The 13,544-nt window shown below is 68.7% G+C and carries 14 protein-coding genes, 1 tRNA gene and 1 other RNA gene; 8 read left to right on the plus strand and 8 right to left on the minus strand.

Annotated features, from left to right (window positions below):
- Window positions 1-17: 17 nt before the first annotated feature.
- Window positions 18-1,874: a WXG100 family type VII secretion target gene (locus QH196_RS02855; protein ID WP_280414167.1), complete on the plus strand. Its 1,857-nt coding sequence runs from the start codon at window positions 18-20 to the stop codon at window positions 1,872-1,874.
- Complete coding sequence (locus tag QH196_RS02860) at window positions 1,874-2,590, plus strand: ESX secretion-associated protein EspG (RefSeq protein WP_280414168.1); 717 nt, start codon at window positions 1,874-1,876, stop codon at window positions 2,588-2,590. The genes QH196_RS02855 and QH196_RS02860 overlap by 1 nt, the downstream gene beginning before the upstream one ends.
- Before the next feature lie 125 nt (window positions 2,591-2,715).
- Here QH196_RS02860 and QH196_RS02865 read toward each other — a convergent pair whose 3' ends face one another.
- Complete coding sequence (locus tag QH196_RS02865; protein WP_280414169.1) at window positions 2,716-3,288, minus strand: HhH-GPD-type base excision DNA repair protein; 573 nt, start codon at window positions 3,286-3,288, stop codon at window positions 2,716-2,718.
- 253 nt (window positions 3,289-3,541) lie between these two features.
- Here QH196_RS02865 and QH196_RS02870 point away from each other — a divergent pair, with 253 nt between their 5' ends.
- Window positions 3,542-4,348, plus strand: coding sequence for a methyltransferase domain-containing protein (locus QH196_RS02870; protein ID WP_280414170.1), 807 nt, complete (start codon window positions 3,542-3,544; stop codon window positions 4,346-4,348).
- 4 nt (window positions 4,349-4,352) lie between these two features.
- Here QH196_RS02870 and QH196_RS02875 read toward each other — a convergent pair whose 3' ends face one another.
- The 3 genes from QH196_RS02875 to QH196_RS02885 form a co-directional block, all read right to left on the minus strand.
- The gene (locus QH196_RS02875; protein ID WP_280414171.1) at window positions 4,353-5,639 is read right to left on the minus strand and encodes an aminotransferase class I/II-fold pyridoxal phosphate-dependent enzyme; all 1,287 of its coding nucleotides are present in this window, start codon (window positions 5,637-5,639) and stop codon (window positions 4,353-4,355) included.
- A 185-nt stretch (window positions 5,640-5,824) separates the two neighbouring features.
- Window positions 5,825-5,919: signal recognition particle sRNA small type (gene ffs / locus QH196_RS02880), an RNA gene on the minus strand.
- A gap of 129 nt (window positions 5,920-6,048) precedes the next feature.
- Window positions 6,049-6,134: transfer RNA gene (locus QH196_RS02885), tRNA-Ser, on the minus strand.
- Between the two features lie 195 nt (window positions 6,135-6,329).
- Here QH196_RS02885 and QH196_RS02890 point away from each other — a divergent pair.
- Window positions 6,330-7,028, plus strand: coding sequence for a hypothetical protein (locus QH196_RS02890; protein ID WP_280414172.1), 699 nt, complete (start codon window positions 6,330-6,332; stop codon window positions 7,026-7,028).
- A gap of 60 nt (window positions 7,029-7,088) precedes the next feature.
- Here the strand turns inward: QH196_RS02890 and QH196_RS02895 are convergent, their stop codons facing one another.
- Both QH196_RS02895 and QH196_RS02900 read right to left on the minus strand, forming a co-directional pair.
- Window positions 7,089-8,771 (minus strand): wax ester/triacylglycerol synthase domain-containing protein, encoded by a 1,683-nt coding sequence (locus QH196_RS02895; protein WP_280414173.1) that lies wholly within the window; start codon window positions 8,769-8,771, stop codon window positions 7,089-7,091.
- Window positions 8,772-8,887: 116 nt separating this feature from the next.
- A complete protein-coding gene (locus QH196_RS02900) occupies window positions 8,888-9,085 on the minus strand; it encodes a DUF397 domain-containing protein (RefSeq protein ID WP_280414180.1) in 198 nt (65 codons plus the stop codon).
- Between the two features lie 474 nt (window positions 9,086-9,559).
- On the opposite strand from QH196_RS02900, the gene QH196_RS02905 reads away from it, so the two are divergent.
- From QH196_RS02905 to QH196_RS02915, 3 genes are read left to right on the plus strand one after another with little or no spacing between them, the layout of a single operon-like run.
- Window positions 9,560-10,093, plus strand: coding sequence for a DUF309 domain-containing protein (locus QH196_RS02905; protein ID WP_280414174.1), 534 nt, complete (start codon window positions 9,560-9,562; stop codon window positions 10,091-10,093).
- On the plus strand, window positions 10,090-11,040 hold the full coding sequence (gene gluQRS, locus QH196_RS02910) for a tRNA glutamyl-Q(34) synthetase GluQRS (RefSeq protein ID WP_280414175.1): 951 nt from the start codon (window positions 10,090-10,092) through the stop codon (window positions 11,038-11,040). Before QH196_RS02905 ends, gluQRS begins: the two co-directional genes overlap by 4 nt.
- A 33-nt stretch (window positions 11,041-11,073) precedes the next feature.
- The gene (locus tag QH196_RS02915; RefSeq protein ID WP_280414176.1) at window positions 11,074-11,775 is read left to right on the plus strand and encodes an RDD family protein; all 702 of its coding nucleotides are present in this window, start codon (window positions 11,074-11,076) and stop codon (window positions 11,773-11,775) included.
- Window positions 11,776-11,784: 9 nt separating this feature from the next.
- Here the strand turns inward: QH196_RS02915 and QH196_RS02920 are convergent, their stop codons facing one another.
- Window positions 11,785-12,321 carry a DUF4190 domain-containing protein gene (locus tag QH196_RS02920; protein ID WP_280414177.1) on the minus strand — a complete coding sequence of 179 codons (537 nt, stop codon included), beginning with the start codon at window positions 12,319-12,321 and terminating at the stop codon, window positions 11,785-11,787.
- Between the two features lie 37 nt (window positions 12,322-12,358).
- Between QH196_RS02920 and QH196_RS02925 the strand changes: the two genes are divergently transcribed.
- On the plus strand, window positions 12,359-13,132 hold the full coding sequence (locus QH196_RS02925) for a queuosine precursor transporter (RefSeq protein ID WP_432279423.1): 774 nt from the start codon (window positions 12,359-12,361) through the stop codon (window positions 13,130-13,132).
- Between the two features lie 115 nt (window positions 13,133-13,247).
- Here QH196_RS02925 and QH196_RS02930 read toward each other — a convergent pair whose 3' ends face one another.
- Window positions 13,248-13,439, minus strand: coding sequence for a hypothetical protein (locus QH196_RS02930; protein ID WP_280414182.1), 192 nt, complete (start codon window positions 13,437-13,439; stop codon window positions 13,248-13,250).
- Between the last annotated feature and the right edge of the window lie 105 nt (window positions 13,440-13,544).

Consider the following 13,544-nt stretch of genomic DNA (forward strand, 5'->3'; position numbering starts at 1 on the left):
AGGCAAGGGGGCCGACCGTGACCTATCAGGGGCAGACCGGTACGACGGATACCGGCACCGATCCGGCGTATGTACCGGATCGTGAAGTATTCGACGCCTATACCCATCGGCAGATCTGGGACCTCGCACGCGAGCGGCTGGCACCGGCCGAGCTACGCCGGGTAGCCGACGCGTGGGGTCGCACCGCCGACACATTGGAATCGGCATTCGACGAGCACGCCCGCGAACTCACCCGGCTGTCCGGCGAATGGTCCGGTATCGCGGCAGCGGCGGCGATGCAGGCCGCGACCGCCCTGGTACGGGCCGGCGACGATACCGTCGAAGTCTGCCGCACGATCGGGCATCTCATGACGGCGAATTCCGATGCCGCCGAATCGGTCCGGGCTGCCATCCCACCGCCGCCGGAACCGTACCGGCCGGATCCGGATTCGGCTGTGGAGGCAGCGACCGGAGGGCAGCGGCGTACGGCCTACAACCTCGCGGCGGCCGCGGCGACAGCGACCGCCCAGGACGCCATGACCTTCGGATACAACCCGACCATCCCGGCGAGCGGCGACAACGTTCCCCGGTTTCCCGCCGCGGTCGCCACGGCGCCGGAAGGTCCGGGTATACCGGCGGTTCCGGGCCGAGACCCGGACACGACATCGGGCACGGGCCCCGGAGCGACCGCCGGGGCGGATCCCGAATCGCCGGAATCCACGACTTCGCACATCGACGGGGATACGGCCCCCGTTTCCGGCCGAACGGGCAACGGACCGCAACCGTCACCCGGCAACGCTTCGGCGCCCATGCCGACCGTTCCGGAAAACGAATCGCAATCGGCGGGTGCCCGCTCGGATTTGTCATCGGAAGCAGGCTTCCCAGCGGAGGTCTCAGGGCCTTCGGCCGAATCTCCACAGCCGGACAACACTGCGGCCCCCGGCCCTCCCCAGCCTCCGGACGCGCCCGCCGGCGATACAGCACCCGCTGCCGCGTCTGCACCGGACACCCAACCGGCACGCTCGGAACCCGCCGCCCAGCCCTCCTCGGCCCCGGCCGACCGCGGAACAGGCCCGTCTGCCGGCCCGGGCGTCACCGATCTTTCGCCGCGCTCACCGGCGAGTTCACCCATCACCGGCGCTGCCGCCCCGATACCGCCCGGCCCCGGCCCGGCAGGTCCGGCCCCGGCAGGACCTGTTCCCTCCTCGCCGCCCGGCACTACGGGTGGTGGCGCCGCACCGGGCCACGGCAGTTCGACCGGCGGCACTTCGGGGCCCGCGCACGCACCGGGCACCAATACGCCACTACACCGTCCGGCCCCGGGCATCCAGCCGAACTACACCGGCGGACCGGGAGCAGCCCCTGGCACACCGCCCGCTTATGCACCGGGTGCCACGGCACCCTCATCCGGCACGCCGGCCGCCGGAAACGAAAAATCTCCTGGTGGGGCAGGCAGCACTGTGCCTGATGCACCGGTAGTCCGAGCGCCCACTACATCAGGGGCGACCGCTGCCCCCGAGCAGGCGGCCGTCCCCCATTCCCCCGACCCGTCCGTCCGGGCCCCGGCCGGCCATACCGAACCGGTTGATCCACCGCTGCCCGGGCAACGCGAAGCGCTCGGCCCCGCCGGCACGGGCCCGAACAGTTCCACGACGGAAGGACACGACCATCCCGGGCAGCGGCCGGGACGGCTGGTCCCCACGGGCATGCCCCTGCCATCGTCCGCCGGCGTACCTGCCACCCGCCCGCCCGATTCCGAGCGGACCAGCCCTGACTACCTGCACGCAGCGAACGAAGAACTGACCGCGACCGAGCCCAGGGTGCCACCGGTTCTCGGTGAATACACCGAAACCGAACGAGCCGAACGCGGCGATCCGGGTGGCGGGAGCCGCTGATGGAATGGGTGTTCACGCCGGACGAGTTCAGCTACCTCTGGCAGACCGAGACCGGACTCGACCGACGGCCCCATCCCATTGATCTCGCACCGCGGGCCACCGCCGCCACCGAAAGCGCGCGGTCGGCACTGGAGCTGGAACACCGGTTTCCGCCCAACGGCGACCCCGACCTCACCGGAACTCTGCGGTTCCTCGCCCGGACCGATGTCACGCGGGTGACCGTATTCGGGGATGATTTCGACGGTTCCGGCCGGCGCGGCGATCCCGTGCTCGCGGTGGCGGTCGGGTTCGGGAATTGGGGCGCGCTGGTACGCGCGCAGAACGGGGAGATCACCCTGATCGCGTGTCATGCGCGGACGGTGGGCAAACACCTGGTCAGCACGTTGGGCCCGGCCCGGGCGGGCCGCTTACCCGCTATGCGCGCACCACGCGCCGCGGTGCTCTGCCCGGAGCAGGGCCCCGGCGCGACCGGCCCCGTGGAGATCCGGGCGCGCCGGCTGCGGGAGGCGCTGCACCGGCCGATCGACGCCCGCGGGTTCTTCACCATCACGGTCGCACCGGAGGATCCGATGTCGCCACCTCCGATCCACCGCACCTGGCTGGATTTCACCGGCGACGGACGCTATCTGCTGGCCGCCGGGCCCGATCTGTCGCTCACCCCGGCCGGCGATTCCGGTCTGGCCGCCGAGCTCACCCGGCTTGCGCGCCTCCGCTGAGATATTGGAGCCGCTCCGCGGCTCGAGGGTGGGGCCCTTATAGGCCCGGTTCTTCACTCCTCCGCTCCTCCGCTTCGCTCCCCCGCTCCGTCGCTCCAGAACCGGGCGGGCCCCACCCCAGGGGATTATTTCTGTTTGGCCGCGGCCTTCATCTGTTTCTTGAAGGCGCGGACCTCGAGCAGTGTCTCCCCGTCGACGATATCGGCCGCCGAACGGCGCGATCCCGGCTCGGCGTAGTCGCCGGCCGCCGCCTCCCAGCCGGCCGGCCGGATATCGAGCTGTTTGCCCAGCAGGGCGAGAAAGATCCGGGCCTTCTGGTCGCCGTAGCCCGGCAGCGCCTTCAACCGCCGCAGCACCTCTTTGCCGTCCGGGTTTCCGGCGGTCCAGATCGCCGTCACGTCGCCGTCGTAATGTTCGATCACATATCGCGCCAGATCCTGGATCCGCCGCGCCATGGACCGGCCGTAGCGGTGAATGGCGGGCGGGGTCGCCGCCATCTCCTCGAACCCGGCCTGATCCGCCGCCGCGATGGCGTGGATATCCAGCCCGCCCATCCGGTCGGCGATCTTCTTCGGACCGCGGAAAGCGTGTTCGAGCGGGTACTGCTGGTCGAGAAGCATCCCGATCAGCAGCGCCGGCGGACTCTCCGACAGCAGCTGGTCGGCCTCGGGTTCCTGCGCGAGACACAACTTGGCCATGGCCTGCTCTCCTCACTGCGGCTGTCGAGCATGGGCCGGGCTACCGGTTACGGCCTCCTCCGGGCCCGACCCACGCACGCCGCGCTTGTCGAGCGTGAGGGCGGGCCCTGCGTGGTTACGCTTCGGCACCGCCTCCGGGCCCGACTCCCTCACGCTGTGTACTACCAGCGATCATCCCACGCTCCCGAGTTAGGCTCACCACATGCCACACACGGCGATACACCCACCCAACACACTGGATGGACACGGACCCATGGACAGTTTCGGGTTACGCCCCGACCGATTCGACGCCGCCGGCCAGGATCAGCTGGTCGATATCCGCGACCTACAGGCGGCGCTCCCCGGACTCGACCGGTTGCGCGACTGGGCGCATCAGGCGCTCGCGCTGCAGCCGGGCGAAAAAGCCGTCGATATCGGCTCCGGCACCGGCTCCGAGGTGATCACCTTCGCGGCGGCGGTCGGCCCCACCGGTGTCGCCGCCGGGGTGGAGCCCGACCCCAACCTGCTGGCCGCTGCCGAGCGGCGGGCAGCCGCTGCACATTCCACCGCCACCTTCCACTCCGGCGATGCCTACGGTGTGCCCTTCGGTCCTGAAACCTTCGACGCCGTACTGTGCGAGCGCGTGTTCCAGCACCTCACGGCGCCCGCGCGCGCGGCCCGCGAGATCGCGCGTGTTCTGCGGCCGGGTGGCCGGGCCGTGGTGATGGATGCCGACTGGGGTTCGGCGATCGTGCATCCCGGTAACACCCGGGTCGTGCGTGAGGTCGTGGACACCCTGATCTCGGCGACCACCAATCCCTATTCGGGCCGCCGATTGCAGGGCCTGCTCACCGCCGCGGGCCTGGAGGCCGAGAGCACCGGATCGCATGCGCTGGTCCAGGAGCGGATGGTGGGAGCCGGCGCGCTGGTCAGCAGGATTTCCGCCATGGCGGTAGCGCGCCGGGTGATCACCGAGGCCGAACGTGAACAGCTGCTCGCCGACCTGGCCGCGGGCGCCGCGAGCGGCGATATCCACCTCTCGGTGACGATGTTCGCCGTGCACGCCCGCAAACCGGCCTGATTCCCTACTTCTGCAGTTTCTCGGTCGCTGCCAGCAGCACGCAGGTCGCCAATCCGTCCATGGCCTGCTCCAGCTCCGGCAGCGCCGGGAAACTGGGTGCGATCCGGATGTTCTTGTCCTCCGGATCCTTCTTGTACGGGAAGGCCGACCCGGCGGCGGTCAGCGCGATACCGGCGTCCTTCGCCAGTTCGATGACCCGTGCCGCGGTGCCCTCGAGCACATCGAGGCTGACGAAATAACCGCCCTTGGGTTCGGTCCAGGAGGCCACCTTGGACGGGCCGAGGCGATCCTCGAGGATCCGCAGCACCAGCGCGAATTTCGGTTCCAGGATGGCGCGGTGCTTCTGCATATGGGCCCGCACGCCGGCGGCATCGCTGAAGAAACGCAGATGCCGCAGCTGGTTGATCTTGTCCGGACCGATGCTCTTCTTCGACGCATGCCCCAGATACCAGTTCAGGTTCTCGGTCGAGGCGCCGAGGAAGCTCACCCCCGAACCGGCGAAGGTGATCTTCGAGGTGGAGGCGAAAACGAAGGGGCGGTGCGGATTACCCGCCGCCGCGGCGAGCCCGAGTACATCGGCCACCGGCGCGGCGGTATCGGTGAGCGGGTGTACGGCGTAGGCGTTGTCCCAGAACAACCGGAAATCGGGCGCCGCGGCCGGTATCGAAACCAGTTCCCGCACGACCTCTTCGGAGAACACCGCGCCGGTCGGGTTGGAGTAGTTGGGAACCGCCCACAAACCCTTGATCTGCGGATCGGCGGCCAGCAGTTCGGCGATCATCCGGGTATCGGGCCCGTTGGGCCCCATCGGCACCGTGATCATCTCGAAGCCCAGCGATTCGGTGATCGCGAAATGGCGGTCGTAGCCGGGGCTGGGGCACAGGAACTTCACCACCGGCTCGTCGGCCCAGCGGCGCGGCGAATCGGGCAGGCCGTGCAGGGTGGCGTAGACGATGGTGTCGTGCATCAGCTCGAGGCTGGCGTTGTTACCGGCGATCAGGTTGTCGACGCCGATACCGAGCAGTTCGCCGAAGATGGCGCGTAGCTCCGGAAGACCGTGCAGACCACCGTAGTTGCGGCAGTCGGTGCCGGTGCCGTCGCGGAAATCGCCGTCGCCGGGCAGCGACAGCATCGCGGAGGAGAGGGCGAGTTGTTCCGGCGAAGGCTTTCCCCGGGTCAGATCGAGGGTGAGCGCAGCGGCCTGCAGTGTCGCGTAGTTCGCGGACTGGAGTTCGTGCTCGGCGGCGAGTTCCTCGGGACTCATCAAACCGATCTGGGTTTGCCGGGGCATCCTGGACAGCCTTTCCAACGACCTGGTGGGTGAATGCACTTACGGGCGGCCGGTGGTGCCGGGCGCCCCGGGCCACGTTACCCGGACGTCCGCGACGGCTGGGAGGTGTTGGGATTCTCGGTGCCGATCGGGGGACGTCACCGCGGCGGATTCTCGTCCGGATCTCCGGTGAGCACCGGTCCGGTTCAAGGGGACCCCGCGCACCCGGCAGAGCCCGTTGACCCTTGCTGCCTTCCGGCCCTGGGGGAGTTCACAGGATGCGCGCCGCGCGGGATCCGTGGGCCAGTGTAGCCGCATCCGCGGACACCGCGCAGCGGGGGCCTCGTCACCGGAACGGGACAGGAGGGCGACCCGGTCCGGAACAGAAAACGGCCCCGCCGGTGGAATGCTCCACGGACGGGGCCGGCTGCGGAGGATGCGGGATTCGAACCCGCGAGGGCTGTTAACCCAACCCGCGTTCCAGGCGAGCGCCATAGGCCACTAGGCGAATCCTCCGCCGAGCAGCATACCTGCCACCCCGGCGCATCGTGAAAACGCCCGCTCATTCCGGCCACCACGCACGGTCCGCCGCCGGGGCAACCCGGCCGACATAGCATGAATCACCTTACCCCGCAAGATATCCAATGCCCGAGCCCCGCTGAGCACCCAATTGTGACGGCCGTCGCGCCCGACCGCGGCGACGGTGCCATTATGGGCGCCGTGGATCCCCAGGTGATCGAGATCGTTCAGAGTTCCCCGGCCTGGTGGCAGTCGTGGCTGCCGCTGCTCGGTTCGCTCGCGCTCGGTGGTGCGGCGGTGATCGCCGTACTGGTCAACAATCGGACGAACCGGGATGCGATCGCCGCCGCCGACGAACGGGCCCAGCGGACCCTGTCCATCGCGGCCCAGCAGCAGACCGCCAGCGCCGCGCAGCAGGCCGATTCCACCCGGCTACAGCTCGACGCCGCCCACTCCCAGGTGGAATCCGCACATGCCGTGGCCCTGGTCCAGGCGAGCGAACACTGGCGCCGGGACGCCGTCACCGGCGCGGTGGCCGATTCGCTGGGTATGTCCAGCCGCATCTGTCAGGCACTGCGCCGCGACGAGGACTGGACCGACGAACTGATCGGTGATCTGATCCACAACCTGGAAGCCGGCTCCGACCGGGCCAACGTGCTTCGGCTGGTCGGTTCGGATACGCACTACAAGCAGTGGCGCCGGCTGGCCGATACGCTCTCCGACGTCCTGCTGTCGGCCCTCACCCTGCAGCGTAAGAAGCTGCAGGACGCCCCGCCGGAGGAGATCCGCGCGGCCCGCGACCACAAGACCCAGATGCTGGGCGAGGTACGCGTGGCCGAACGCGACCTCATCATCGCCACCCGCGAAGAACTGGGTATCGACCCGAACTGAGTTGCCCGTCAGGCGGGCATACGCGCTACCACGAAGGCCGCGCCGCGCGGAGGTCACTCGTCAGTCCCGTAGTCGTGGTAGTTCACGCAGAGCATCCCGCAGATGGCCGGCATAAGTGTCCGGATCCACGACCTCCGGGTCGGCATGTACCGACAGCGTGACGGTCTCGCCCAGCCCGTGGATCCCATGGGTGAGATGCATCACCGAACCGAGTGCGGGGAATCCGCCGGTGAACCGCACCGGCGCGCCGCCGAAGGCCAGATCGGCCGGACCACGGTTCACGCTGGACACCACGGTATGCCCGGTGATCTGCTCGGGCGTGCTGTCGATCGGATAATCGCGCACGTCCCGGCGCAACAGCAACGGCGGTAGCACCGCATCGACGGCGTCCTGCGCATCGTGCAGCGGATGCCGCGCGCGTTCGCGGCGAGCGGCCAGTTCCGCCGCGATGATCGTGGCCCGGCGTCTCAGGTCGGGTTCATCGGCGGCGAGATCGACACCGAGGCTGCGATAGTTGTTCCGGACCCCGCGGCGCGGCGGCAGGGCCATCGGCACCTGCGCCCCCAGCCGCACGACCTGCTCACCTCGCCCCAACAGATACCGCTCGAGTGCGATCGATACCGCCGTCAGACCGACCACCGTGACGCTGAATCCGGGCACACGGAAGGCCTCCGCCGGGCATACCAGCATCCGTACCGTATGCCCGGCCACCTCGGCGGGCCTGTTCAGCGGCCCGGGCGGATATCCGGGCCCCGGCGGCGGAACCCGGCCGGCGGCGGTGAGCGCCGCCAGTTCGTTCCGCGCCCGCGCGGCGGCCATACCGCGTCGGACCGTCCGGCCGACACCTACGGGCAACGTCACGGCGGCCCGCAACGGAGCGAGACAGATCGCTGAAATCGCCGACAGCCCGGCGCCAGGGAGCGTGGGCACCCGATCGGCGCAGGGCGCCGTCGCCGGTTCGTTGCCGCCCGGAGAGGCGAGCTCCCGTTCCGAGGGCGCAGACCCGACCTGCGGTAGCGACTCGCCTGCTCCGTGCAGGGACAGGTCCTCGGCCGGCTCCGGGGCCTCGGCACCGATGGGCCGCGCATACCCGTCTCCTGCCGTACCGGGTTCCCCCGTCTGCGGCGACGGCTCACCCGCGCCGGACAGACACTCCGCGGTCTCCGGAATTGCGTCACCGACGGGATGCTCGGACCTGCCTCCGGTAGGCCGTGGGCGACCGGCCTCCAGCACCGGCTTGCTCCCGGATGCGTCGGACCCGGGCTCCGGTGGCGTGGGGCCGGCGAAGAGACCGCGGGCAATCCGGGCAGCACCGCGGCCGTCGACCAGTGCGTGCGATATCTGCAGCACGACCACTGTCACCTGCGGGTCGGGTACCGGACTGTCGCGGATCCCGCGGAAGATGTGCAGTCGCCACGGAGAAACCTGCGCGTCGACACCGGTGCCGGTCAATCGACCGAGGGCGGCGAGTAGTTCCGGCCAGTGGTCCGTGGGGAGCCGGTGCTGTCGAATGTGCGCCGCGGTGGGCTCGGCGGGAATCCACATCGGATAGGCCAGGCCCGTGGGATCGTCGTATAAACGCAGCCGCAGTTCCGGGACAGCGGCGCACCGTTGCAGGATTTCGGCGTGTAATGCACTGTCCGTGCGGGTGGACTCCGCGAAGCAGTAGAGCAGGAACTGGTCGTTGCGGGTACGCCGGGACAGCCAGTACATGGTGGCGTCCGGAGCTGCCAGCGAGATCACCGGCCCGACCCTAGCCCGTCACCGCGACCCCTATCGCGGCCAGGCAACGGTTGCGGACAGGCAAAGGCCCCGGGCCAACCGGGCCCGGGGCCGTACTGCCTGATATCGGGATTACCTCAGGCGCCGCGGCGATCTCCCGCCGACACGCCGGACAGGAACTCGGCCCATTCGCCGGGCGCGAAGGCCAGTACCGGCCCGTTGCCGCGATCCTTGGTATCTCGGACCGCCACGTTGCCGTCTACGAGAAATGCCACCTCCACGCAGTTCCCGTCCGGGCCACTGTATGAGCTTTTCCGCCACACAGCACCCGTCATATCCACCTTCACGGCACTGCACTCCTTCGCTGCGTCGATAACGATATTGATTCCTGCGTAGTTCTCGAACTAGCTGGTATCCGGTGCTGACACCGAATACTTCCGATGCACGCGCAGATAGCGAGCAAATTTCCGGTTTGCCGGGTTCGGTCTATCGGACTCGCACTGTCCGCGAACACACCTGACGCGGTGACTCAAACCCCTTGTGAGCGGCCCCGCATCCGGAAGACTAGCACCTCCATGGCTAATTTGCCCATATCTTGCCAACGGAGCCAATAGTCTTGCCAATTCCGCTAAGATGCGCCATTGCCACGCAATTGCGGACTTATAAGGATGACTTTGCTCGAAAATATCTGAAATGGTCTGGACGAATGATCGGGAAACGGCCGATGTGATTGTTACGTGATCGCTTATTCATCCTATGTCAATCCCCCTGGCGCACACTCCGCGCGCATGGAGCGCAATGATGGCCGCATGCCCGAACGCGATCGTGACGATCAGGGACGCGCCACCAACGCCCGGCCGCGCGACCGGCTGGGACGTCCACTACCACCGGGTTCGCCCGGAGTTCCGCGTATCCCCGACGATCTCGACCTCCCGCCCGGCGAGGCACTCGCCTACGCACAGCAACTCCTGGACCAGGGCCTGGCCTTCAACGCCCACGAGGTCCTGGAATCGGTCTGGAAGAACGGTCCGGCCGCCGAGCGCATGCTGTGGCAGGGACTCGCGCAGTACGCGGTCGGATTGACCCATATCCAGCGCGGCAACCCCAAGGGCGCCCGGACACTGCTGAACCGCGCGATCGAGCGTATCCGGGCATTCGACCCGGCCGCTGCCGGCCATCCCGCCGGGGCACTCCCCTACGGCCTCGACGGGCCGGGCCTCATCGCTCATGCCGAAGCGCTGCTGGCCGAACTGGACGAACAGATCCCCGCGCGACCGGGCACCCCCACCGCACTCGCCGAACGCGCCGGGCTCATGCCCCGGCTCACCGGCGACCTACCATGACAGCGATGCCCACCGACCCCGCGCCCAGTACACCCACCGCCGGCGCCGGCCGGTACGCCCCGAGCCCCTCGGGGGATCTGCATCTCGGCAATCTGCGCACTGCCCTGCTGGCGTGGCTGTTCGCCCGCAGCACCGGCCGCCGCTTCGTACTCCGCGTCGACGACCTGGACCGGGTACGGCCGGGCGCCGAAGAACGCCAGCTCGGTGATCTCGCCGCCCTCGGCATCGACTGGGACGGCCCGGTACTGCACCAATCGGACCGGCTGGGGCGCTACGACGCGGCCGTCGGCCGGCTCACCGAAGCGGGCCTGACCTACGAATGCTTCTGCACCAGGAAAGAAATCCAGCAGGCCGCTACCGCCCCGCACGGCCCGCAGGGCGCCTACCCGGGCACCTGCCGCGATCTCACCCCGGCCGAACGCGACGCCCGTCGCGCCGCGGGCCGCCCGGCCGCACTCCGGTTGCGGGCGGCCCGCCGCGTTTTCGAGATCACCGATCGCCTGCACGGAAGGTACCGCGGGCCGGTGGACGATCTCGTCCTCCGCCGCGGCGACGGTATCCCGGCATACAACCTGACGGTCGTGGTCGACGACGCCGAACACGGTATCGACCAGGTGGTGCGTGGTGACGATCTGCTGCCGTCCACTCCGCGGCAGGCCTATCTCGCCACCCTGCTCGGCCTGACGGTGCCCGAGTACGCGCACGTCCCGCTGGTGCTGAACACGGCCGGGCAGCGGCTGGCCAAACGTGACGGCGCGGTCACCCTCGCCGATCGGCGCCACCGCGGCGACTCGGTACGCGCGGTGGTCGCGATGTTGGCTGCCTCACTGGGATTGTCGGGCGGCAGCGCGGACGAACTGCTCACCGGATTCGATCCCGGCCGGCTGCCCCGAACGCCGTGGATACTGGACCCCGACAGCTTGGTGTGCGCGGCCGGCGGTCCGTAATCTGGCCTGCGACCGGGTCTTGATGATTTTCGAGTGCAGGCAGGCGAAATGACCAGTGGCGGGTACGACCCCAGCAACCACCCCCAGGCCGGGCAGCCGTACGGGCAGCCGCCGCAGTACGGCGCTCCCGGTCCGTACGCACCGCCGCCGGGCCCGCCCGGGCAGCAGCCGCCGCCTCCGCAGCCTTACGGACAGCAGCCCCCGCCCCCGCCGCCGAACGAGCGACCGCTGTATCAGCAGACCGTGCACCCGCAACCGCAGTACGGCGGCCACCGATACGGCCAGTTCGATCCCGCCTTCGGTGTGCCGGGCAAGGTATGGCCTCGATTCACCGCCCGGCTGATCGACAATCTGATCGTCGGGCTCCCGCTGGCGATCCTGCTGAATTTCGTCATCATGCCGAATATGAGTGGTCTGTCCGGTATGTCGGTCAGCTATGCGATCGTCTTCGCCGCCATCCTGCTGTACTTCGTGCTGATGGAGAGCCGGACCGGCGCGACACTGGGCAAGAGGATCATCGGCCTGAAGGTCGTGGCCCCGAACGGCGCACCCACCGTACCGCCGCTGGCGTCCCTGAAACGCAATGTCTACCTGGCTGTATCGATCATTCCGTGCCTCGGCTGGGTGGCCGGGCTCGCGCTGATGATCTACATGGCAGCCACCATGGACAAGGACCCCAACAAACAGGGCTGGCACGACAAACTCGCCGGCGGAACCCAGGTCCTGGAGGCCTGAGCGGAGCGGCTACGCAGACGCGGCGAAAATCAACACGACGTACAGCACCCACAGCACGATCCAGGCGACACCGACCCAGATCCCGCCCAGCGCCATACCGCGACCCTGCTGACCGTTTTCCCGGATCTGGCCGAGTGCGATCACGCCCATGATGATTCCGGCGATGGCCCCGATACCGCAGCCGATACCCACCAGCGAGGCGATCAGCGAGGCGATCGCCAGCCCGTTGGTTCCGGCCTGGGCCGGCGGATAACCATAGGGCTGATAGCCCATCGGATATCCCGGCCCCTGCGGCGTGCCGGGATATGACGGGTTCGCAGGGTAGGCGGGCATCGCCGGATACGGGTTGGCCTGCGGGGCCGGCGTGGGCGGCACCCCGTACGTCGGAGTCGCGGGCGGCGGCATGGGAGCGGGCGCCGGCGACGAGGGATACGACGGGTAACTGGACGGTTCGCCCGCGGACGGTTGTGCGTTCGCGGGATCCGACGATACGCCCGACCCCCCGTACTGCTTCCACCATTCGTCGGAGTTGCCGGGGTTCGTCATGCCTACACCCTATTCGAGAGTTTGATTGGATAGCCGGGTGGAAGACTCCAACAAACCCCCGTTACCCGGCAAGTCTGGACACCCCGCGCCCGTTCACGTGGCATTCGCCCAGGTGGCGCGGGGGTACTACACGCCGATCGTCGTATTCTTCACCGCCACCCTGCTCATCTCCAATATCTGCGCGACCAAGGGCGTGCAGTTCTTCTCCGGTAGTTCGCTGAGCCTGGGCCCCCTGGAGATCCTGCCCATCACCACCGACGCCGCCTTCTTCCTGTTCCCCCTGGCCTACGTTCTCGGTGATGTGCTGAGCGAGGTCTACGGTTTCCGGGCCACCCGGCACGCCGTGTTCTACGGTTTCACCGCCCTGCTCGTCATGGTGGTGTGCTTCGCCGTCGCGATCCATTTGCCGCCGGCGGTGTTCTACGAGAACCAGGAGGCGTTCCGTAGCGTTATCGGCACCACCCCGCAGCTGGTGGCGGCTGGGCTCGCGGGCTACGTCGTGGGCCAGCTGCTCAACTCCGCAACCCTGGTACTGATCAAGGAACGCACCCGTGAGAAGTACCTGTGGGCCCGCCTGATCGGGTCGACGGTGGTGGGTGAACTCGCCGACACCCTGATCTTCTGTTCCATCGCGGCCACCGCGATCGGTATCGACAGCTGGGGTCAGTTCGTCAACTACGTGATCATCGGTTTCTTGTGGAAAACCCTGGTCGAGGTGCTGATGCTCCCGGTGACCTACCAGGTCATCGGCCTGCTCAAGAAACACCAACCCACCTACGCCCCCCGCGAAACCACCCCCCTGCGCTCCTGACCCGGAAAGCCCAGACCATGGGCTGGGCCCGCCCCTGGTCTGGGCTGACGGAGCGAGGGAGCAAAGCGTAGAGCGCCTCTAAAATCACGGCCCCCTTCACGAACGGTCTACCCACTTATCCGTGCCTGCTGGGCTCACCTTCGCCGGGGTGGGGCCCGCCCGGTTCTGGAGCGACCGCCGGGTCCAGCGCGCGCTCGGTCAGCAGCGGATCGGCGGTACCGGCGACGGTCCGCCAGTACTCGAGTTCGGCCTCCCGCTCGGCGCTGCGCGCATGCTGCTCCAGCGCATGCGCCCAGGTCGAGTTCACCGTCGAGCCACCGGCCGGCCAGCAGCCCGAGGGCCGCGAATACCAGCACGATCAGGAATGCACCGAAACCGCCGAAGGCGGCGGCGAAACCGAGCGCGAGACCGA

The sequence above is a fragment of the Nocardia carnea genome (genome assembly GCF_029868325.1).
In the GTDB taxonomy this organism is placed as follows: domain Bacteria; phylum Actinomycetota; class Actinomycetes; order Mycobacteriales; family Mycobacteriaceae; genus Nocardia; species Nocardia carnea_C.

Coding starts and splice junctions, on each gene's coding strand:
- QH196_RS02860 (WP_280414168.1), top strand. CDS start 1,874: ATGGAATGGGTGTTCACGCCGGACGAGTTCAGCTACCTCTGGCAGACC.
- QH196_RS02865 (WP_280414169.1), bottom strand. CDS start 3,288: ATGGCCAAGTTGTGTCTCGCGCAGGAACCCGAGGCCGACCAGCTGCTG.
- QH196_RS02870 (WP_280414170.1), top strand. CDS start 3,542: ATGGACAGTTTCGGGTTACGCCCCGACCGATTCGACGCCGCCGGCCAG.
- QH196_RS02875 (WP_280414171.1), bottom strand. CDS start 5,639: ATGCCCCGGCAAACCCAGATCGGTTTGATGAGTCCCGAGGAACTCGCC.
- QH196_RS02890 (WP_280414172.1), top strand. CDS start 6,330: ATGGGCGCCGTGGATCCCCAGGTGATCGAGATCGTTCAGAGTTCCCCG.
- QH196_RS02900 (WP_280414180.1), bottom strand. CDS start 9,085: ATGACGGGTGCTGTGTGGCGGAAAAGCTCATACAGTGGCCCGGACGGG.
- QH196_RS02905 (WP_280414174.1), top strand. CDS start 9,560: ATGCCCGAACGCGATCGTGACGATCAGGGACGCGCCACCAACGCCCGG.
- gluQRS (WP_280414175.1), top strand. CDS start 10,090: ATGACAGCGATGCCCACCGACCCCGCGCCCAGTACACCCACCGCCGGC.
- QH196_RS02920 (WP_280414177.1), bottom strand. CDS start 12,321: ATGACGAACCCCGGCAACTCCGACGAATGGTGGAAGCAGTACGGGGGG.